This window comes from Henriciella aquimarina (assembly GCF_002088975.1).
Lineage (GTDB): Bacteria > Pseudomonadota > Alphaproteobacteria > Caulobacterales > Hyphomonadaceae > Henriciella > Henriciella aquimarina.
The window spans coordinates 101,959-122,710 of the sequence record NZ_NCST01000103.1 but is presented as its reverse complement, the minus strand read 5'-3'; the positions used below and the strand labels follow the sequence as shown (position 1 = coordinate 122,710).

19 protein-coding genes are annotated in these 20,752 nt (G+C 62.0%); 13 read left to right on the top strand and 6 right to left on the bottom strand.

Annotated features, from left to right (window positions below; translation table 11 throughout):
- Positions 1-3 precede the first annotated feature (3 nt).
- On the bottom strand, positions 4-1,185 hold the full coding sequence (locus B8784_RS16055) for an efflux RND transporter periplasmic adaptor subunit (protein ID WP_158085710.1): 1,182 nt from the start codon (positions 1,183-1,185) through the stop codon (positions 4-6).
- Positions 1,186-1,370: 185 nt separating this feature from the next.
- On the opposite strand from B8784_RS16055, the gene B8784_RS16050 reads away from it, so the two are divergent.
- Together B8784_RS16050 and B8784_RS16045 are read left to right on the top strand one after the other, a co-directional pair.
- Positions 1,371-1,979, top strand: coding sequence for a TetR/AcrR family transcriptional regulator (locus B8784_RS16050; RefSeq protein WP_084398915.1), 609 nt, complete (start codon positions 1,371-1,373; stop codon positions 1,977-1,979).
- A 60-nt stretch (positions 1,980-2,039) separates the two neighbouring features.
- Positions 2,040-2,654 carry an exopolysaccharide biosynthesis protein gene (locus B8784_RS16045; RefSeq protein ID WP_084398931.1) on the top strand — a complete coding sequence of 205 codons (615 nt, stop codon included), beginning with the start codon at positions 2,040-2,042 and terminating at the stop codon, positions 2,652-2,654.
- Between the two features lie 11 nt (positions 2,655-2,665).
- Here the strand turns inward: B8784_RS16045 and B8784_RS16040 are convergent, their stop codons facing one another.
- The gene (locus tag B8784_RS16040) at positions 2,666-3,286 is read right to left on the bottom strand and encodes a TetR/AcrR family transcriptional regulator (RefSeq protein WP_084398914.1); all 621 of its coding nucleotides are present in this window, start codon (positions 3,284-3,286) and stop codon (positions 2,666-2,668) included.
- A 306-nt stretch (positions 3,287-3,592) separates the two neighbouring features.
- Here B8784_RS16040 and B8784_RS21390 point away from each other — a divergent pair, with 306 nt between their 5' ends.
- The 10 genes from B8784_RS21390 to B8784_RS15995 all read left to right on the top strand — a co-directional run bounded on the left by B8784_RS21390 (position 3,593) and on the right by B8784_RS15995 (position 15,180).
- The gene (locus B8784_RS21390; protein ID WP_143435568.1) at positions 3,593-3,784 is read left to right on the top strand and encodes a NepR family anti-sigma factor; all 192 of its coding nucleotides are present in this window, start codon (positions 3,593-3,595) and stop codon (positions 3,782-3,784) included.
- 144 nt (positions 3,785-3,928) lie between these two features.
- A complete protein-coding gene (gene doeB2 / locus B8784_RS16035; RefSeq protein ID WP_084398913.1) occupies positions 3,929-5,146 on the top strand; it encodes a N(2)-acetyl-L-2,4-diaminobutanoate deacetylase DoeB2 in 1,218 nt (405 codons plus the stop codon).
- 35 nt (positions 5,147-5,181) lie between these two features.
- Positions 5,182-6,405, top strand: coding sequence for an aspartate aminotransferase family protein (locus B8784_RS16030; protein ID WP_084398912.1), 1,224 nt, complete (start codon positions 5,182-5,184; stop codon positions 6,403-6,405).
- A complete protein-coding gene (gene doeA / locus B8784_RS16025; RefSeq protein WP_084398911.1) occupies positions 6,402-7,649 on the top strand; it encodes an ectoine hydrolase in 1,248 nt (415 codons plus the stop codon). Before B8784_RS16030 ends, doeA begins: the two co-directional genes overlap by 4 nt.
- Positions 7,650-7,674: 25 nt before the next feature.
- Positions 7,675-9,048 carry an NAD-dependent succinate-semialdehyde dehydrogenase gene (locus B8784_RS16020; protein WP_084398910.1) on the top strand — a complete coding sequence of 458 codons (1,374 nt, stop codon included), beginning with the start codon at positions 7,675-7,677 and terminating at the stop codon, positions 9,046-9,048.
- A 156-nt stretch (positions 9,049-9,204) separates the two neighbouring features.
- Positions 9,205-10,629, top strand: coding sequence for a type II and III secretion system protein family protein (locus B8784_RS16015; protein WP_084398909.1), 1,425 nt, complete (start codon positions 9,205-9,207; stop codon positions 10,627-10,629).
- Positions 10,626-11,813, top strand: coding sequence for an AAA family ATPase (locus B8784_RS16010; protein ID WP_084398908.1), 1,188 nt, complete (start codon positions 10,626-10,628; stop codon positions 11,811-11,813). Before B8784_RS16015 ends, B8784_RS16010 begins: the two co-directional genes overlap by 4 nt.
- Entirely contained in the window at positions 11,813-13,255 is a 1,443-nt protein-coding gene (locus B8784_RS16005; RefSeq protein WP_084398907.1) for a CpaF family protein, read from the top strand. The genes B8784_RS16010 and B8784_RS16005 overlap by 1 nt, the downstream gene beginning before the upstream one ends.
- A gap of 18 nt (positions 13,256-13,273) precedes the next feature.
- Entirely contained in the window at positions 13,274-14,227 is a 954-nt protein-coding gene (locus B8784_RS16000) for a type II secretion system F family protein (protein WP_084398906.1), read from the top strand.
- A 14-nt stretch (positions 14,228-14,241) separates the two neighbouring features.
- Positions 14,242-15,180, top strand: a complete 939-nt coding sequence (locus tag B8784_RS15995; RefSeq protein ID WP_084398905.1) for a type II secretion system F family protein — start codon at positions 14,242-14,244, stop codon at positions 15,178-15,180.
- A gap of 76 nt (positions 15,181-15,256) precedes the next feature.
- On the opposite strand, the gene cpaB is transcribed toward B8784_RS15995, so the two are convergent.
- Positions 15,257-16,153 (bottom strand): Flp pilus assembly protein CpaB, encoded by an 897-nt coding sequence (gene cpaB / locus B8784_RS15990; RefSeq protein WP_084398904.1) that lies wholly within the window; start codon positions 16,151-16,153, stop codon positions 15,257-15,259.
- A 183-nt stretch (positions 16,154-16,336) separates the two neighbouring features.
- Between cpaB and B8784_RS15985 the strand changes: the two genes are divergently transcribed.
- Positions 16,337-17,266, top strand: coding sequence for an oxygenase MpaB family protein (locus tag B8784_RS15985; protein ID WP_084398903.1), 930 nt, complete (start codon positions 16,337-16,339; stop codon positions 17,264-17,266).
- A 2-nt stretch (positions 17,267-17,268) separates the two neighbouring features.
- Here B8784_RS15985 and B8784_RS15980 read toward each other — a convergent pair whose 3' ends face one another.
- The 3 genes from B8784_RS15980 to B8784_RS15970 form a co-directional block, all read right to left on the bottom strand.
- Positions 17,269-17,871 carry a TetR/AcrR family transcriptional regulator C-terminal domain-containing protein gene (locus tag B8784_RS15980; protein ID WP_143435566.1) on the bottom strand — a complete coding sequence of 201 codons (603 nt, stop codon included), beginning with the start codon at positions 17,869-17,871 and terminating at the stop codon, positions 17,269-17,271.
- 75 nt (positions 17,872-17,946) lie between these two features.
- A complete protein-coding gene (locus B8784_RS15975) occupies positions 17,947-19,137 on the bottom strand; it encodes an alanine racemase (RefSeq protein WP_084398901.1) in 1,191 nt (396 codons plus the stop codon).
- The gene (locus tag B8784_RS15970; protein WP_233356195.1) at positions 19,138-20,448 is read right to left on the bottom strand and encodes a D-arabinono-1,4-lactone oxidase; all 1,311 of its coding nucleotides are present in this window, start codon (positions 20,446-20,448) and stop codon (positions 19,138-19,140) included.
- Positions 20,449-20,752 lie beyond the last annotated feature (304 nt).

The window sequence follows — 20,752 nt, the reverse complement described above, 5'->3', positions numbered from 1 at the left end:
CCGTTATTCCGGCGTTACGGCTTTAGCTTCGCGGGTCATGGCCGTCATGTTGGACGGATCGGGACCGGCAACTTCAACCGGCGCCCCTGCCCTGACCCTCTGGAAACCGGAGACAATGACACGCTGGCCGGATTCAAGACCGCTTGTCACGATCCAGTCCGAGCCCTGGGTCCCATCCGTCTCGATCATGGCCTGTTCAGCCGTGCCTTCATCGCTGACGACAAAGACATAAGGCTCACCTTTGGGGGTGCGTTGAACAGCCCGCTGAGGAACGAGGATGACGCCTTCGAGCTGGCCGGCAGAAAATTCCGCCTTCACGAACATGCCCGGCAGGATCAGACCGTCGGGATTGGGAACCTGGGCTCGCACGATGACGGTCCCGGCTTCTTGATCGACGCTGACTTCGCTGAATTCGAGCTTGCCGCGGATCGGATATTCTTCTCCGTCCTCCAGGCGCACGGTCACCGGAACGACCTGGCCTTCGCCAATCGTCTGGATCTGGCCCTGGGCCACATCCTGGCGCCACTTCAGCACCTCGGAAGAGGCGGCCGTCATGTCGACATAGATCGGATCGAGCTGCACAACACGCGCCAGCGGCTCGGCCTGACTGGCCGTAACCAGCGCGCCGGGTGTGAATCTCGACCGGCCGATCTGACCGCTGATCGGCGAACGGATCTTGGTCCGGGCCAGATCGATGCGGGCCCGCTGCAGGGCCGCCTTCTGCATGCCGACATCGGCTTCAGCCTGCTTCTGGGCTGCAACAGCCTGATCGTAGGTCTGCTGGCTGACCGCATTCACATTGGCGAGGCGTTCCAGACGCTTGGCATCCTGACGCGCATTCTCTGCCGTGGCCTCAGCGCGGGCCAGCGCGGCCTCAGCGCTCTCGACGGCCGCGGCATATTCCGAAGCTTCGATCTGATAGAGGGCTTCGCCTTCTTCGACCTGCTGGCCTTCCGTGAACAGCCGGCTCTGGATGAGACCGGACACCTGCGGACGGATTTCTGCTTCAGCAAAAGGCTGCACGCGTGCCGGAAGTGACCGAACGCTTTCAACCGTCGTCTGCTCGGCCGTTATCGTATCGACCTTGGGAGCTTGCTGCTGCATCTGCTGCTGACCACCGCCACCGGCAGACTGCTCATGGCCTGAGCCACATGCAGCCAGCGAGAGCAGTGCGAAAGCGGACAAGCCAGCTGGGAGTGCCCGTCGGAGGGGGGTTTGGGAGGAAACCGGGACTCTCATTATTATGTCCTTCTTCACGTGCCTTTCATTGTTTTTGATCATAGCACGCAGTTGTAAACTTAGAGTGAACGTTCTATCTATTGCTGCAGCGCACCAAGTCAAGACCTGGGAGGGTTCATTTAGTGCAGGAAATGAAGAATACCATGACCGGCGGCGACAAACGCCGCGCGGACCGTATAAACCAGGTCCTGGATGCCGCCGCCGACTGCTTTGTCGAATACGGTTTCCACCGTGCGGGCATGTCCAAGATAGCAAAACGCGCCGGGATGAGCGTCGGCCACATTTATCACTATTTCGAGAGCAAGGAGGCGATAATCGCCGCCATTGTCGATCGCGAGTCGGCCGTGGCCGCCGAACGCTTCTCGGAGTTCGACGCCGTCAATCCCAACGAACTGGCCCGTTTCATGGCAGAGCGCGCGGCTCAGTCCATCTCCGAGAAGACCGACATATTCCAGTCCGCGCTCAATCTCGAAATGCTCGCAGAGGGCCAGCGCAACCCCGAAATCGCGCAGATCATCCAGCGCCACGACCAGTATATCCGGGCGCAACTGACCCAAATATTGCGTGAGAAACTCGGCCTCAACGAACCTGAAGCCCGTACCGATATGCTGATGGTACTGTTTGCCGGTCTCGCGAACCGCGTGCTCCGTCACCCGGGGCTCGAACGCGAGAAGCTCGTTCCGATGATGCGCCACTCCATGCTGCTCATCCTTTCTCCGGACTATGCGTCTGCGCAGTGAACTTTTCGCCGATCCAGGCGCTTTCCCGTGTATGGTCTGGCCATCGAAAGGAATATGCGCGTGACGGCATCGCGGAACGACCCGCTTGAGAATGTGCTCGAGCGGACCATTAACGAAATTGACGGAGAGAAAATCACTTTCGGGGACGTGCTCGACCTGTTCGGCGACCGCTCCTTCGGCCCGGTGATTGCCTTTCTGGGCCTGCTTGTCGTTCTGCCTCCTCTTGGGGCTATCCCGGGCCTGCCGGCCCTGATCGGCTTTGTCATCATCCTTTTCAGCTTCCAGATCATTCTCGGCGCCAAGCATATCTGGGTGCCGCAATTCGTGGAAAAGCGCTCAATCCCGAAAGACAAGCTCGAAGCCGCTGACAAGCGCGCGCGCCCCTGGCTGAAGCGAATTGACCGACTGATTTCCGAGCGGCTGGAATTCATGACCGGCCGCATCTCGGTCTTTTTCGCGGCCGTGGTCGTCACCCTGCTGTCGCTGCTGATGATCCCGCTGGAACTCGTTCCCTTTGCCGTCGCCGCGCCCGGCGCAGCGATCGTGCTGTTCGGGCTGGCCTTCATTGCGCGCGATGGGGTGCTGATGCTGCTTGGCTATGCGGCTGCGGCTGGCGCGACGGCCTTGACCGTCGTCACCGTCCCATGGGGCCAGTTCATAAGCTGGTTCAGCTAGGCGCCGAGAGCCTATTCCGCAGGCGCCTTGGGTTTGACGAGATGGCCGAACATGGCTTCGACCTCATCGACGACCGCCACAGCCTCACTGACGAGGTCGATATCCTCCACCTCATAGCGCCGCAAGACATAGGTCGTACCCGCCAAGAGCATGCCGGCCACAAGCCGGGGCTTGCTGAGCCCACCCGGCGCCATGCCGAAATCCTCCGCCAGGGAAAAACAGAGCAGGTCCTCATAGCGCGCCCGGATCGATGACAACTCGCCAAGAATGGGCGGGTTCGCATGGCGCACGGTCAGGTACTGGCGGTAAGGCTCACCTCCATCGGACGTGAGAAACCGGAAAGTCCTTTCCAGCCATCCGCGCCAGAAGACAAAGGTCGTCTCGGTCCTTTGCGGATCGGTGATCCTTTCCCGGAATTTCTCGAACCAGCGCCGGTCGCCATAGCTGGCAAGCGTCTGCTTGTTCGGGAAATGACGATAGAGCGTCTGGACATGCACGCCGGCCGCATCCGCGATCTCTTCAAGCGTCGTCACCTCATAGCCCTTGCGATAGAGGATTTCCTGCGCAGCGCGGACGATCTTCTTCCGCGTTTCGGCTTTGCGCTTTGTCCGCAAGGGGTATTGTGTCGACATATCCGAGGGGCCTCCCGGCCCAAACCTTCCGGAATTTGTTACGCTGCGTCAATTACCCGGCTGGCTTTGGTCGCCCTCATCTTGAGGCTGCCCGCGGACAAAGCAGCCATGGCAGGCGCTCACATCCAGTCCCGTTCGCACAACGCCCTTCTTAAGCCACACGCCCTGTTTGACAGCCTGCACTGCGCACGAAATCAGCGCGAGTGTCTGGTTAACACAGGGTTTTCTACTGTTAGGAATACAGCAGTGCAATTTCGGAACGGTTTGTCCGCCTATCGGTTAGTTGGGTGAACTGAGAGTATTATCATGACTGATAGACAGACATACGACAGGACAAATCCCGCCGCAGGAGAAGCAAGGCACAAGCGCCGGGCCTTCGGCCGCGCAATGTCGGCTGGTCTGAAGACGGCTTACGCCCCCGTCACGACGCAGTCTGTGCCCGATGAATTCATGGACCTGCTCCAGAAGGCCGACAAGCGGCGCCAGTCTCAGGGCTAACTTAGCCTTGCTCGGGCGCATACTTAGATTGTCTAAGTGGTCGCTTGTTTCTGCTTGATTTTTGGCCAAAAAGTTTTGGCGAATACGCTGATTTATAAACTGAAAGCGGGTTGAAGTCTTACGGCGGACCGATAGGTTGACCGGATGGAAGACATCATATTCAAGCCGGACACTTCAGACGGCGCGAAGCGCTGGCAAAACCTTGTCAGAGCGTCCGTCGATTTTCGGCGAAATCTGCACCGCCACCCCGAACTGACCTGGCATGAAGAGCAGACTGCAGCTTCCATAAGAGCGTCCCTTGATGCCCTTGGCATTAAATGGCGGACCTGCGCTGGGACCGGTACGGTGGCTTATCTGGCGGAAAACGCATCCGGCCGTCATGTCGGCCTGCGCGCCGACATCGACGCCTTGCCCATTCACGAAGCCAGCAAGCATGACTGGAGCTCGACATCGGATGGCTGCATGCATGCCTGCGGACATGATGGCCACTCAGCCGCGCTGATGTCGACAGCCGCTTGGCTCAAGGCGCACGAAAGCGAACTGCCCGGGCCGGTTACCCTGCTCTTCCAGCCCGCCGAAGAAGGCGGGCATGGCGCGAAAAAGATGATCGAGGACGGGGCACTTGAAGGCCTCGACATGATCTTTGGCTGGCACAACTGGCCGGCCATCCCCTTCGGCAAGGCGGTCTGCCCCGATGGCGCCGTCATGGCCGGCAACGGGACGTTCCGCATCACGCTGCAGGGCGCAGGCGGCCATGCCAGTCAGCCCGAAAATACGCGCGACCCGGTGCTCGCCGCGTCTGCCGTGACGATGGCGTTGCAGCAGATCATCGCCCGGCGCATCACGCCACAGAATGCCGCTGTTGTCAGCGTCACCTCGATCGAGGCGCCCAGCGGCGAAACCGTCATTCCCGACAGCGCCAAACTGGCTGGTTCGATCCGCATCGCCGACCCGGCCGACAGGGCGCGTATCGACGGCATGATCCAGGACATCGCAAAGACGCAGGCCGCCGCCTATGGCGTCGATGCGACAGTGGAAATCTTCCCGCGCTACGACGCCACCATCAACCATTCGAACGAGGCCGCCCGAATGCGCGCCGCCATTGCCGCCGATCTGGGCGAGCACTGGCATTATGACCAGCTTCCCGTGCCGATCATGGCGTCGGAGGATTTCTCCTATTACCTGAAGGAACTTCCGGGCGCCTTCGCGCTCATCGGCGCCGATGACGGCCAGGGCCATCACGAGCCCTGTCACTCGCCGCGCTATGACTTCAATGACCGGCTTTTGCCGATCGTAACCCGCATCTATGCGCGCCTCGCCGGGGCGCCGCTGCCTTCGCAATCAACCGCCCAAGAGGATTGAGGCGTGCCGCAAACCGATCTGAAAGGAGACTGAAAATGGACCTCTTCGAACGCTGGGAATCAAATGTCAGAGGCTATGCCCGGACCTACCCCACCGTCTTCAAGTCAGCCTCCAACGCCCGTCAGGTCGACGAGAACGGAAAATCCTATATCGACTTCTTCGGCGGCGCCGGGGTTCTCAATTTCGGTCACAACAATCCGAAGATGAAAGACGCCATCATCGACTTCATTCAGTCTGACGGCATCCCGCACAGCCTGGACACGATGACGACAACCAAGCGCGACTTCATCGACGCGTTCAGCGACACGATCCTGAAACCGCGCGGCTGGGACTACAAGATGCAGTTCACCGGCCCGACCGGGACAAACGCCGTCGAGGCCGCCCTCAAGCTTGCCCGCAAGGCGACCGGGCGCAAGCGTGTCATCGCCTTCACACACGGTTTCCATGGCATGACGCTCGGCTCGCTGGCGGCCACTGCCAATTCCTATTTCCGCAATGCCGCAGGCGTGCCGCTTCACGATGTCGACCGTCTGCCCTTCGGTCACACGCTGGAGCATATGGAAGAGGCCTATCGCGACAACTCGTCGGGCTATGAACAGCCGGCCGCCATTCTGGTCGAGTGCATCCAGGCCGAGGGCGGTGTGAACGTGGCCGAGGAAGCCTGGCTGAAGGAGATCCGGCAGTTCGCCAGGGATCGCGGTGCCCTTTTCATCATCGACGACATCCAGGCCGGCTGCGGGCGCACAGGCTCCTATTTCAGCTTCGATGGCATGGATCTCGATCCGGACATCATCACGCTGGCCAAGGGCATTGGCGGCTTCGGCACGCCGCTCGCCATGAATCTCAACAAGCCGGAATACGACAAGCACTGGTCGCCCGGCGAGCATACCGGCACCTTCCGCGGCCAGGGCATCTCCTTCGTCGCCGGCAAGGTCGCCATGGACTATTTCAAGGACGATAGCTTCATGAAAGAGGTCCGCGAAAAGGGCGACATCATGCACGACCGGCTGAAGAAGATGGCCGGACCGGGCATGGAGATCCGCGGCAAGGGCATGATCTGGGGCCTCGACACGAAAGACGGCCCCCTCAACAAGAAACTTGTCGCCGAATGCTTCGAGAAGGGCCTCCTGCTGGGTGCCTGTGGCACCGACGGGCGCGTCGGCAAGCTGATCCCGCCACTCACCATTCCGGATGAAGACCTGAATGAAGGCCTCGATATCCTCGAAACCGCCATGCAAAGCGCGATGGAGCCGGCATGAGACAGCGCGATGACATGACTTTTCCGCACGAGGAATATGTGCGGCGGATCGAAGGCCTGCGCGACCGGATGCGCGAACGCAAGCTGGATGCGGTGGTGATCTCGGACCCCGAGAACCTGATGTACCTCACCGATTATCAGACCACCGGCTATTCCTTCTTCCAGGCGCTGGTCGTCCCGCTGGACGGAGACTGCTTCATGGTCACGCGGAACATGGAGGAGTCGAACGTCCATGCCCGCACCTGGGTCGAGAAGACCCGGCCCTATGCGGATAATGGCGACGCGATCCAGCGGCTGATCGAGGCGCTACGCGAATTCGATCTCTATAACTGCACGGTCGGCTATGAGCGGAACTCCTACTTCCTGCCAGCCTATCAGCAGGACCGGATTCATTCCGCCTATACCGCCGGGCGCCTGCTCGACTGCTTCGGCATTGTCGAGGAAGGCCGGATGATCAAGTCTAAGGCCGAAATCGAGGTGATGAAGAAGGCAGCCAAGGCCACCGAAGCCGGCATGCGCGCCGGCATCGACGCGGTGAAGGCCGGCGTGACGGAAAACGATATCGGCGCGGCGGTTTCGAGCGCCATGTTCCGGGCTGGCGGTGAGCCGCCGGCCGTCATGCCCTATGTCACCTCCGGGCCCCGTACCATGATCGGCCATGCCACCTGGGAAGGCCGCACCGTGCAGGACGGCGAACACGTCTTCCTCGAAATCGGTGGCTGCTACCGGCGCTACCACACTGCCATGATGCGGACCGTAGTGCTGCAGGACAAGCTGTCGGCCTCGATGGAAAGCGCCCAGCGTCAGATGCAGAAAGCCCTGCGCGAGCTGAAGAAATATATCCAGCCCGGGCTGACGGTGTCCGATGCCGACAAGATCGTCCGCGATATTGTCTCCGACGGGCGCCATGGCGGCGCGCTGATCACCCGGTCCGGCTATTCCATCGGCATCGCCTTCCCGCCAAGCTGGGACGAGGGCTACATCCTTTCCCTGATGCAGGGCGATCCGCAGATCCTCAAGGAAGGCATGACCTTCCATATCATCCCGTGGGTCTGGGGGGTCGACGGCAACAAGACGGTCGGTATCTCCGATACGATCTATGTCACAGAGGATGGCTGCGAGAGCTTCTTCTCTCTGGAAGAGGAATTCACGCTGAAGCCCGGCGACAAGAAAGCCGCCAGCACACCGCCGAAAGCTGAGCCCCCCAAGGCCAAATCGACCAATGGCAAGGGCGCCAGCGCCTGAGCCAGAACCAATCGGAGTGAACACCATGCTGACAGCCGTCAATCCGGCGACGGGCGAAATCGTGCGCGACGTGGCCGCCGACACGGATGAGCAGGTCGAGGCCAAGCTTGCCGCCTCGCTAAATGCCTATCGCGAATGGAAGGAGAAGAGCTTCTCCGAACGCGCGAAGGTTCTGCGGGACGTCGCCAAGCACATGCGCGACAATGTCGAGACGCTCGCCCCGGTCATGACCGAAGAAATGGGCAAGCCGATCAAGGAAGCCCGCGGCGAGGTCAACAAGGGCGCCTGGTGCGCCGAGCACTATGCCGATCATGCCGAAGGCTATCTCACCCGTCAGGTGATCGAGTCGGACGCCTCGCTCTCTTACGTCCAGCACCTGCCGCTTGGGCCCATCCTTGGCATCCTGCCCTGGAACGCGCCTTTCTGGCTCGCCTTCCGGTTTTGCGCGCCCGCCTTGATGGCCGGCAATACCGCCCTCATGAAGCATGATCCGCACGTACCGGGCTGCGCACTGGCCATCGAGAAGTGTTTCCGCGATGTCGGCGCGCCCGAGGGGCTCTTCCAGGCCCTGATGCTCGAGACCCCGCGCGTGGAAGCGGTGATGCGCGACAAGCGCGTGCGCGGCATTTCCTTCACCGGTTCCTCCGGGGGCGGTTCGAAAGTCGCCGAAATCGCCGGCTCTGAAATCAAGCCGGCCGTGCTTGAGCTTGGCGGGTCGGACCCGTCCATTGTGCTGGCCGATGCCGACCTGGAGAAGGCTGCCGAGACGCTCAAGACCTCGCGCATCATCAATGCCGGCCAGTCCTGCATTGCGGCCAAGCGCATCATCGTCGAGGACAGTGTCTATGACGAGATGAAGCAGCTCATGCGCGACAAGCTCGCCGCATTGAAGCTCGGCAATCCGAAGCTGGATGAGACCGATGTCGGACCGATCGCCCGCAAGGACCTTCGCGACGCGCTGGACCGGCAAGTGCGCAGCACGATCTCGGAAGGCGCCGATTGTCTGCTGGGCGGCGAACTGCCCGACGGCGACGGGTTCTTCTACCCCGTCACCCTGCTCGCTGACGTCGAACCTGGCATGACGGCCTTCAAGGAGGAGACCTTCGGCCCCATCGGCGTACTGATCCGCGCGAAGGACGAAGCCCATGCGCTTGAGATGGCGAATGACACGCCTTACGGGCTTGCGGCTTCGGTCTGGACCAATGCCAAGCGCGGCGAAGAAATGGCCCGGCGCATCGAGGCCGGCCAGGTCAGCGTAAACGGCATTGTGAAGACTGATCCGCGCCTGCCCTCCGGCGGCATCAAGGCGTCCGGCCTGGGCCGTGAGCTCGGCCCGCATGGCATCATGGAATTCGTCAATGCCCAGCAGGTCTGGATCGGCCCGGTAAAGGAGGGCTGAGCGCCCTCCCCCGTTCACAGCCAGTCACCGGGAAGAGACAAATTTGCGAGAAGTTTGATCGCATCACTTCAGCGCGGCTTCAATCCTCTCCATTAAGCCTGTCAACTGGACAGGCCGCCCTTTCCGCGGCCCGAACAGAATGTTCAGGGGCTGACCATGCTGTCGATACTGCGCAAACCATGCGCCCATCTTGCCTGCCTGGCCGCAGTGCTATGCCTGGCCGGACCTGCGCAGGCCGAAGCCAACCTCTCCGGCGGCAAGACCGATGCTGTGGCCGCCACCGCCGGACCGGCACATACCGATCTCACCGTGACGGTGAACCGCTCCACGCCGGTCAATGTCGCCCGGCCTTTCAAGCGGATCGCCGTCTCGCAGCCTGAAATCGCCGATGCCTCCCCGACCGCCGACAACCGGCTTTATGTCCGCGGGCGCAGCATCGGGAGCACGAACATCCTCGTCTATGACGAAGACGGCGCTCTGGTCGAAGTGATCGATGTGCGCGTGCAGTATGATCTCGGCGCCATCCGCAGCGATATTGCCGCGCTTTATCCCGAGATCCGTCTCGACCTGCGCACGGTCGCCCAGCGCCTGCATGTCAGCGGCGATGTGCCCGATGACACGACCGCAGCCGAAATCATGGAAATCGCATCGAGCTATGCCCCCGATGCAACCATCGACGCGCTCGACATCAGCAGCCCGCAGCAAGTGATGCTGGAAGTGCGCTTCGTCGAGGCCTCACGCGAAGATGTGAAGGAAATCGGCCTTGGCAGTGAAGTCAGCCGCGCCGGGGACTTCATCTTCTCGACCGGGTCCAGCCTGCTGTCGGGCAATCCACCGAAAACCATCGCCTCCATTCTTGGCGGGTCCGGCAGTGTGAATATCGATGTCTTCCTGCGGGCGCTGGAGGAAAAAGGCATTATCCGCACCCTTGCCGAGCCGAACCTTGTGGCCCGCTCCGGTGAGCCAGCGAGCTTTCTGGCGGGCGGCGAATTTCCGGTGCCGGTCTCGGCAGACCAGGACGTCGTCACGATCCAGTTCCGCGAGTTCGGCGTCGGTCTGGAATTCACGCCCGTCATCATTTCGGATTCCAAGATCCGCCTGGAAGTAAGCCCCGAGGTCAGCCAGCTCGATCCGCGCAATTCCGTGCGCCTGTCGGACGTCGAAATCCCGGCGCTCAGCGTGCGCAAGGCGACCACCGTTATCGAACTGGGCGACGGCGAGAGCTTCGCGATTGCCGGGCTGATCCAGAACACGGTCGACACCTCATCGGTGCAGACCCCCTGGCTGGGCGATGTGCCCATCCTTGGGGCGCTGTTCCGGTCGAACCGCTTCCGCGAGAACGAAACCGAACTCGTCATCATCATCACTCCGCGGCTGGTTCATCCCGCCGCGAAGGGGACGAAACTGTCTGATCCGCGTCAGGGCCGGACCGAGCCCTCCGAAGCCGAGCGCCTGTTGCTGGGTCGGGTCGATGACCCGGATGCGCCCGCCTTCGGCAGCGCTGTGAAGCGCAATATCGACGCCCAGACAGCCCGTCCCGACCTTGGCTACGTTCCACAATCGGCTGGAGCCTCTCAATGAGCGACACCCCCGCGCAGCGTCCTGCAGGCGGCCGCCAGCGGCTGCACGTCTTCGCCCCACAATGGGGCCGAAGCGTTTCGGAAGCCGCCCGTGAAGCCGGCCTCGCAGTAACGGTTCAGAGCGAAGCGGCTGTAGCCGTCGAAGCCGCCATCGCCGAGCCGGGCGCCATCGTCATCATCGAGAATGATGGCAGCTTCGATCTGGTCGAACTCCTGATCAGGGTTGGCCGCGACGCCCCCAACCTGCCCGGTATCGTGATCGGCGAAAATGTGCCTGTCCTGGCGGTGAAACACCTGCTCTCCATGGCGCGCTGGGACATGCTGGACACGCCGATCGGCACCGAGCCCCTGCAGCAATCGGTTGCCCAGGTCTCGCGCCGTGACACATCCGGGGCTGACGAAACCGGCAAGTGCTGGACCGTGACCGGATCGGTCGGCGGCGCCGGGGCGACACTCGTTGCGGTCGAGATCGCCTATCAGATCAGCCAGCGCGAGCACAAAAACCGGGTCTGCCTCGTCGACCTCGACTTTTTCGACGGCGCCTGCGCCAGCTATCTCAACTGCCCATCCAACCTGAACCAGCAGGCGCTCACCCAGTCGGCAGACCGGATCGACGAAGCCCTGCTTCAGGCTTTCATCACGCGCCACAAGAACGGCATCCACCTCCTCTCGGCCCCACGCTCCGACCGGTTGTGGAACACGATCAAGCCGGAAGCCATCCTCAAGGTGCTCGATATTGCCTGCGCCAGCTACGACCATGTTGTGATCGACCTGCCTCGCTGGCCGTCACCCTGGACGGCGGCCGTCGTGACCGGCTCGGACGAGAACATCGTCATGAGCGAACTCACCGTCCCAGCCCTGCATGCCGCGCGCAACCGGGCCGAAGAGATCGAGGACCTGTCGGAAGGCCTCGCAAGCCCGCGCATCGTGCTCAACCGCATGGCCAAGAAGGTGTTCGGCAACACCGTCACCGTCGCGCAGGCGGAAGAAGCCATTGGCCGGCCGGTCTTCGGAACGATTTCCTCGGACTGGGATGCCGCCCTTTCCGCAGTCAATTTCGGTCAGGCCGTCAGCCAGGCCAAACCCGGCAACCGCATCACGAAGGATGTCGGCCTTCTCATCGAGACGCTGGAACGCGGCGGCAATGCCACCAGCCAGATCATCAAGGCGAGAAAGAGCGCATAATGGCGAGGTTTTCCCTTCTCTCCAAAGCCCAGCAAGCCACCCGGCCCGAAGAAGAGGCCCCGGAGGAACGCACCCCGACCGTGCGCGCGAAGAATGACGAAGCGCCGATCTTTACCGCCGACGATGCCGAAGCCGAGGACGCCGATTTCGATTCCCCGTCCCTCGACCTGCTGGAAGCCAAGCTGCGGGTCCACAACAAGCTGATCGACGAACTCGATCTCTCCGTCCTCGACAAGCTCGACGAGATGGAAATGAAGAAGCAGGTTCGCCGGCTCGTGACCGAGATCGTGCGCGACGAGCGCATCCCGATGAACCAGGCCGAAGTCGCGAACTTCGCCGATTCCGTCTATGATGAGATGACGGGTCTCGGACCGCTTGAACCGCTGCTGGCCGACCCGACCATTTCAGATATCCTGATCAATGGCGCCAAACAGGTCTATGTCGAGCGCGGCGGCGAGCTTGAACTCTCCGAAGCCAAGTTCCGCGACAATGCTCACCTGCGCCGCATCGTCGGGCGTATCGTTTCCGCCGTCGGCCGGCGCGTCGACGAGAGCCAGCCGCTGGTCGATGCCCGCCTGCTCGATGGCTCACGTGTGAACGCCGCTGTCGAACCGGTCGCGATTGACGGGCCGCTCGTCTCCATCCGGAAATTTTCGAAAAAGCCGCTGACCCTGGAAAAGCTGATCTCGTTCGGCGCCATGCCGAAAGAGGTCGCGGAATTCCTGCATGGCGCGGTGAAGTGCCGGGTCACCACCATCATTTCCGGCGGCACCGGCTCGGGCAAGACAACGCTTTTGAACGCCCTCTCCAAGGCGATCAGCCACAAGGAGCGCCTCATCACCATCGAGGACGCCGCCGAACTGCAGCTGCAGCAGCCGCACGTGGCCCGCATGGAAACCCGCCCGCCAAACCTTGAGGGCAAGGGCGAAATCCGCCAGCGCGAACTGGTCAAAAACGCCCTGCGGATGCGCCCGGACCGCGTCATCCTCGGTGAGGTCCGCTCTGAAGAAGCCTTCGACATGCTGCAGGCCATGAATACCGGTCACGAAGGCTCAATGGCCACGATCCACGCCAACAATCCTCGCGAGGCGATCAGCCGTCTGGAGCAGATGGTCGCCATGGGCGGCCTGCGCATTTCGCCGGAAGCGGTGCGCCACCAGATCGCTTCGGCCATCGGCATCATCATCCAGGCCCAGCGCCTGTCGGATGGCTCGCGCCGCGTGACGCACATCACCGAGGTGACCGGCATGGAAGGCGACATCATCCAGATGCAGGACATATTCACCTTCGACAGGCTGCGCACGGAAGAAGACGGCACGGTCGTCGGGGAATTCCGTGCTTCGGGCCTGCGTCCGAAATGCCTGGACGAAATGCAGCGCCGCGGCGTGCACCTGCCGGTCGAATATTTCGATCCGTCAAAGCCGCTGCTTCAGGTGCCGTAAGGACGCATCCGGGTGCCCATGGATATTTCCGCCGTTATCTATGTCCTGGCTTTCGCATCCGCCTTCATGGCGATGCATGCCGTGCTGGGCTTCGGCAAGAAGGCCGTCGCCAAGACGCGCATCAATACCCGCCTCAAGGTCAAGGAAACGCAGAACACTGTGGCCGACCTTATCGTCGAGCTGCGCCGTCAGCGCGGGCTCGACGGTGAGGGCAACCAGCGCCTCGCCATGCGCTGGTTCAACGATCTCGTGACCCGCTCCGGCCTGAACTTCCAGCCGACCCAGTGGGCCGCGCTCGCCGGCGGGCTCGGCGCGGTCGGTTTCGGTCTCGCCTACTGGTTCCTGGACAGCCTTGTTATCGGTGTCGTGGCCGCGCTGCTGGCCTCCACGGCACTGCCGGTCTTCTTCCTGAAATACATGGCCGCCAAGCGGGAAAAGCTCATGGGCGCCCAGCTGCCCGATGCGCTGGAAATCATCGTGCGCAGCCTCGAGGCCGGCCACCCCGTCCCGACCGCCGTGACGCTGGTGGGCAAGGAGATGCCGGATCCGATCGGGTCGGAGTTCGGCATGGCCGCCGACGAAATCGCCTATGGCTCGAGCCTCGAAGAGGCGGTGAAGAAGCTCGCCGAGCGCACCAGGCAGCCCGATGTCGAACTTTTTGCAGCCACAGTGCGCCTTCAGGCCAGGACGGGTGGCAATCTCGCCAGCCTGCTCAAGATCAACGCCGCCACGGTGCGCGCGCGTCAAAAGATGCGCCTGAAGATCAATGCCGCTTCCTCGGAAGCCCGCGCCTCGGCCCTGATCCTAACAGCAGCCCCGTTCCTGGTGATGGCGGCGATGTACCTCCTCACCCCAAGTTTCTATGGCGATGTCATCCATGAACGCTTCATCCAGATCGGCCTTGGCGCCTGTTTTTTCTGGATCGTGGTCGGCAATGTTGTCATGCGCCAGATGATCAACTTCAAGGTCTGAGGAGGAGCCGTGCGATGATGGCAAACATTCCTCAGGACACGACAGTCATCACGATCATCATGATCGTCATGGGCGCGGCCATGCTCGTACTTGGCAGCAGTGTCTTTCGCTCTGTCCGTGACAAACGCCAGGTCAATGAGCGGCTAAAAAGCGAGGCCCGCCGACCCAAGGCTGAAGCTTATCCGGCCCGGCAGAAATCCTCCGTGATCGAAACGATCGGGCGGCGCTTTTCCGACCCCAACTCCGAACAGCTGAGCGTGCTTCGCGACCGTCTGATGCGCGCAGGATATTATTCGAAATCAGCGCCTTATTTCTATATTGGGATCCGGTTTGTCGCTCTTGTCATCCCGCAATTCCTGCTCCTGGGCTGCTGGCCGCTGATCAATGACGTCATGCCGGACAATGGCCTCCTACTTTCCTCGGTTGCCCTGGCAATTGTGAGCTTTGTCGCGCCTTCCTTCATGCTCGACAAGAAGATCGGCAAACGCACCGATCAGTACCGCGAGGGCTTTCCGGACATGATCGACCTGCTGGTTGCCTGCGTCGAGGCCGGTCTCAGCCTCGATGGTGCGGTCCAGCGCGTCTCTGAGGAGGTTGCCCAGCGCTATCCCTGGCTCAGCGACCATATGAAGATCATGACGCTGGAAACCCGCGCCGGACGGGCCCGCGCGGAAGCCTGGAAGAATTTTGCCGATCGGCTGGGGCTCGACGAGGCACGGTCACTTGCAGTGATGCTGCGCCAGTCCGAAGAGCTCGGCACGAGCGTCAGCGAAACGCTACGCGTCTTCGCCACCGACATGCGGGAAAAGCGGATGCTCAAGGCCGAAGAAAAGGCGCTGGCCCTGCCGGCCAAGCTCACCGTGCCACTGATCCTGTTCGTCTTCCCGTCCCTGCTGACCGTACTTCTGCTGCCAGCCGCCATGCGCATGGTCGATGTCATGGGTCAGATGTAGGCTTACTCAAACAGGCAAAAGCCCTTGAGTCCCTGATCTCTGGAAAACGGGCAGCAAAGAAAAGGGCCACTGCTCCTTATTCGCTCTTCGGAACGGTGTGGGTCGTTTCCTGATCGCCAAGAACGACCTCGACATCCAGGGACTGGGCCTTCTTCGGCTGCAGGCGCTTGGGCGGTGACGGACGATAGGCCACCTGACGCGGCTTCGGCTTGTCCTTGAGATTGATCGCCTCGGCTTGCTCGAAAGCCTTGTCGGCACTGCCGCGCAACGCGAGCGAGAGGCCCCCGAGCTCTGTTGCCACGGAGAGTTTCTGTGCCTGCTCAAGACTCACGCCAAGCGTGGCCGTCCGGAAGACACCCGGATCATTGCCGGTCATGTCGTCATTGAGATCGACGGCCAGAACTTCAACATTCTGTAGAAGGACCTCGGACGTCGGGCTGATGGCCCGGGACGCTTGCCCTGCTCCACCCTCGGCGAGGCTCTCAATCGCACGCTGTTCGATGAAGATCACGTCCACCCGATCGCCCGGCAGAACAAAACCGCCAACACCGCTCACATCCGTTGTGCGGATGGTATAGGCGCGCATGCCCGGCTCTATCTTGGCCGACAGCGAGGCGCGCATCCCCGGCGCCAGCAAAAGCTTCTCCGAGAGGACGTCCCCAGAAGCGATCTCGATCAGGGTGCGCCGGCCCTGGCCCGTGCGTTCGAAATCGGCCTTCGAACTGAAGGCGCCCCGCGGGATATCGGTGACAGGCATGGTCTCGGTCTGGAACCAGTCGGCGCTGAGGGTCACGCCGCGCGGGATGTCGCGCACCGCAACCAGCACCTCACTTGTCTCGACCTCGACCGGCGCAGCCGTTTCCACAGCCGCTTCTTCGTTCTGCGTCGAGCCAATCCAGAGACGTGCCCCGATGACGGCGGCCGCCCCGAAAACGATGGAGAGGATGAGTGTCACGACAGGAGACAATTGCATGGCGAAAAGCCCTCAGGTCAGTTTACGTCGATCCTACTCTAAGGCCCTGCCCCTTAAGCGCGCGGCAACCGGACCCGCCGAATTGCGCGTGCCCCCTTAACCACGATATGATCCTGTTACTTCCAACAGCTTGGCGATCCGGACGCTTTGTCAGAGACTCGCCTGTAACTGGGAGACCCGAAAATGGAAAAAATGAAGTCCTATCTCGGCTGGAAGATCGATTACAAAACCCCGCCCGGCGAGCCGGCCTATGCCGCACCGGATTCGATGTCATGGCGCGTTTTCAAGAACCCGATCGCCCTGGCGATTGGCGGCGTGACCGCCGTCCTTCTCGAATTCGCCGATGCCCGCATCCGCTCCGGTGTCTGGGATCATTCGGTCTTCAAGACCGATCCGATCGGCCGCTCGCAGCGCACTGGCACCGCCGCCATGGTCGGCGTGTACGGCCCGGCCAGCGCCGCGCGCCGGGTTATCCAGGGCGTCACCAACATGCACAAGCGCGTAAAGGGCGAGACGCCGTTCGGTGAGCATTACGAGGCCTTGGACGTCGAGCTGCTCGACTGGGTATCCGCGACCGCCAGCTACGGCTTCATGACTGCCTATGACCGCTTCGTGAAACCGCTGTCCGAGGCCGAGAAGTGCCAGTTCTACGAGGAAGGTGAGCCTGTTGCCAGGCTCTATGGCGTCCAGAATCCGGTGCGCTCCCCGGCAGATTTCGATGCCATGCTGGAAAAGCTCCTGCCACGGTTCGAGCCGCATGAGATCAACACCGAATTCCTTGATATCATGAAGTCCGGGCGCGCCGCCAAGGGCGTCCCGAAAGCGCTGCAGTCGAGCCTCGCCAACGCATCGGTCTCGATCCTGCCGCCAAAAGTGCGCGAAGTGCTGGAACTCGGACCGGAATACGACCTCTCGCCGATCGCCCGCACGACGATCAAGGCGCTGGGCAAGACAGCGGACCGGATTCCGGTTAAAGGCTATCCCGCCGCAGACGCCGCCATCCGGCTGGGCCTGCCCTGGAACTTCGCCTGGAAGCGCCCGGCAGTTCAGCAGCGCATCCTGAGAGAGATGGACTATCCGGCCGAAGGGCTCGTCGCCCCGCCTGCGGAGTAGGCTCAGGCCGGCGCCACACGTGCACGCAGACTGTCGATGATCAGGCCAAGGCCGAACTCGAATGAGGCGGTTCCATCGCCCTCTGTCGGGATCTTCCCGGCGGCGATGTCGGCCTGCTCCTGCATCGCACAGCCAATCGCGTAGCGTCTCAGCGTGACGATGATGTAGCGGCTCTCATCGGCGCCGAACCCGATCTCGCCCAGCATTTCGAGATTGCGCCGCGTGCGCTCGGTCGAACGTTCACCATGCGGGCGCACCCGCGCCATGATCTGTGCGCCATCGCGGCGCGAGAGCGCTGTCTGGCGGATCCTGCGGGCGCCATCGGCCAGCCACTTTGCCCAGTCGAAGCTCGCCCCCCGCGGCTTCAGCATGCTCATATTCTCGTTGAACATGGCTGAGCACATCGCATCCAGAAGCTCGTCCTTGTTCTTGAAATGCCAGTAGAGCGACGCACTCTTGATGCTGAGTTCGCTTGCCAGCCGGCGCGTGCTCAGCCCTTCAAGGCCGACCTCATCCAGCAGCCCCAGGGCCGCTTCGACGATCCGGTCCTTGTTGAGCGGCGCATCCGCCTGCCCGGCGCGCGATTTTGCAACTGTCTGTCCCATCACGCCGATATTCGGCGGAAATCGGACCCGCCGCAAGTCTCAGGCACAATCCTGCGGCATCCGCTACAGTTGCCGTCAGGCTGAGGCCGGAAAGACCGGCCATGTCTCGACAATCCGACCGTCTTCATACACCGCGATATCGCCGAATTGCAGGAAGACGGCTTCCGACTGGGTCGGCCGGAAGAAGACGAAGTCGTCGGCTTCAAGATCAAGATCCGCCGGCCCGGTCAGCATCTGCTGATTGCTGGAGCGGCCATACATATCGTTGAGGACAAGCCCGTCCGGCCAGACCGGCTTCGCCATCCAGTTGCCGCCAAAGGTGTAGACCGTTTTGGCATGCCCGTCCGGCACGTCCGGTTCACGACCGGGCACGAATTCGAACCCGGCGACATTCACCCCGTCGAGCACTTTCAGCGCCGGGGTCGCGATGAAGCTGGTCGGGAGATGATCTACCAGAAGATCGGTATCGAAATCGGTCGGTTTGACCAGCACCGAGCCGGCAGAGACCTCATTGGCCAGACCGGTATCCCGGTAGAGCCGGTAGGTCGGACTGCCCGCCGTGTTGAGCGTGAGCGGCTGCTGGCCAGCCGGCCCGTCTGCACAACCGGTCAACGCCTTGGCCCTGGCATAAATCTCCCAAGCGCTTTCTGCGGCCCGCTCTCTGAGACCGCCCTTTTCCGGCAGTTTGGTGAGATGCGGCTCATAGCCCATCAATCCGGCAAAGCGGACATGGTTCGAGGCCTCCATCGTCTCGACCGCCTGCTTCAGCGCCTCATCGGGCGCAAACCCGCCCCGGTGAAGACCGACATCGACCTCCAGCACGAGATCGAGCGGCACAGCCAGATCTTTCGCAAGCGCGATATATTGCGCGAGCCGCTCCGGTGTATCGACCAGCCACTGGACCCGCGCCTCCGGGCCGGCCTCCTGATAGAAACGCCGGGCCGCGGCGACCGGCATCGGCTTTCCAAGCAGCTGATGGGCGTCCGGCATATCATGCGCGATCTGCAACAGCATCTGCAGGTTGAAGGTCATCAGCCGGTCGGTGCCGGTGCACTCCCGGATATACCGGATCAGCGGCAGGCATGGCAGCGACTTCGCCACGATGCGATAGCCCATGCCGTCCGGCAGATGACGCATGAGGGTGTCGATATTCCGGTCCAGCCGCGCGCGGTCGACAATCAACGTCGGCTGGGCGATGCCGGCCTCGACAAGCGCTGCCGACAGACTGTCAAAATAGTCGCGGGAGAGAGCTGGATCGCCGGCCATTTAGGCCCCGTTCGCGCCAAACAGCGCGCGCAGGTAAGGGGTCAGGAACCGGCCCTTCGGATCGAGCCGGTTGCGGACATTACAGAAGGTCACGAAGTCAGGGTAAACGTCTGAAAGTTGCGCAGCTTTCAGGCTGTGAAGCTTGCCCCAGTGCGGCCGTCCGCCCGCCTTGCGAAAGATCGGCTCGATCTCCGAAAAGAAGAAGCTGTAATCATCCTCATGATAAGCGTGCACGGCAATCGAGATCCGGCCGCCGCCATTAAACGGCGACAGCCAGATATTGTCGCCCCGCGTGCGGCGCACCTCGATCGGAAAGAAAACATCCGGCCGTTTCTTCTCGATTGTCCTGACCACCTCTTCGAAAACCGACAGCGCCCGCTTTTCCGGCAGATGATACTCCATTTCATTGAAGCGGATGTTGCGCTGGCTCGCCAGCAGCTCCCAGCTATTGCCGACGACATCCTCACCCTGGAAATTCTCGAAGGCCGATTTGAGGAAAGCCTTGCGGCCCTTGATGTCATCGCCTGCATAATCGCGGGCGCGTTTCAGGCCGAGCACGGCCTCGTCATCATCGCGCGGCGGGCGTTCGGTCTCCGGCTTGCCGGTTTCCTCGTGCGAGATGCAGATACCGTAGCCGGCAAAGGGGATGTAGAAGAATTCGTAATTGCGCCGCGTTTGCCAGCGCGATGGCGCATGACCGATCAGGCTGTCGAGCGGTTCGGCCCAGGTCGTGCGGTGCAGGCGGTACGCATCGACCAGCTGCACCTCTGCTTCCACCAGAACACCGAGCGTTCCGAGCGAAACCCGGGCGGCGTCGAACACATCCGCATCCGCCTCGCGCGAAACCGTCAGCATCTCGCCATCCGCCTGCATGATCTTCAGTCCGGTAATTTCGGCCGACAGGCAGGGCAGGCTCGCACCGGTCCCGTGCGTCGCTGTCGAGATGGCGCCCGCCAGCGTCTGGGCATTGATATCGCCGAGATTGCGAAAGGCGAGACCATGCGTTTCCAGCGCCGGAGAGAGATCCCTGAGCCGTGCCCCGGCATTCACCCAGGCGCGTTTCGTTTCCGTGTCAACGCTGTGGACAAGTCCAAGATGGCCGAGCTTCAGGAGCGTGCCTTCTGTAATGGCGACGGGTGTGAACGAATGACCGGCCCCGGCGACCCGCACCGGCGCCGTGCCAGCCTTTACCAGCACCTTGAGCGCGTCGAGATCGCGCGGTTCGGCAATGCGTTCGGGCGCGGCCGTCTGGTTGCCCGACCAGTTGGACCATGTGCCTGGCCTGCGCGTCGCCTTGCTCTGTGGCTTCAAACCAGCCTCCATGCCCCCGAATATCAACCAGATCGACTATAGGCGCCGCCCCTGCCCGGAGTCACGGGGGCGATCATGGCAAGTGGCCCGTTTTCTCATTGCCCGGGGCCGGTTTCGCCCTGCCACTCTGCCCGATGCTCGCGCAACGGAAACCCGCTCATTGTGCAGGCACATAATTTTGCCCAAAGAGACGGAGATACTGTTGGTTGAATCGCCTGTCCGGACTACATGACCATCGTGTCAGAAGCGCAGGCGAAGCTCGCGAGACTGGCTCGCGACAGGACGGCGGCAGATATTCCGCATA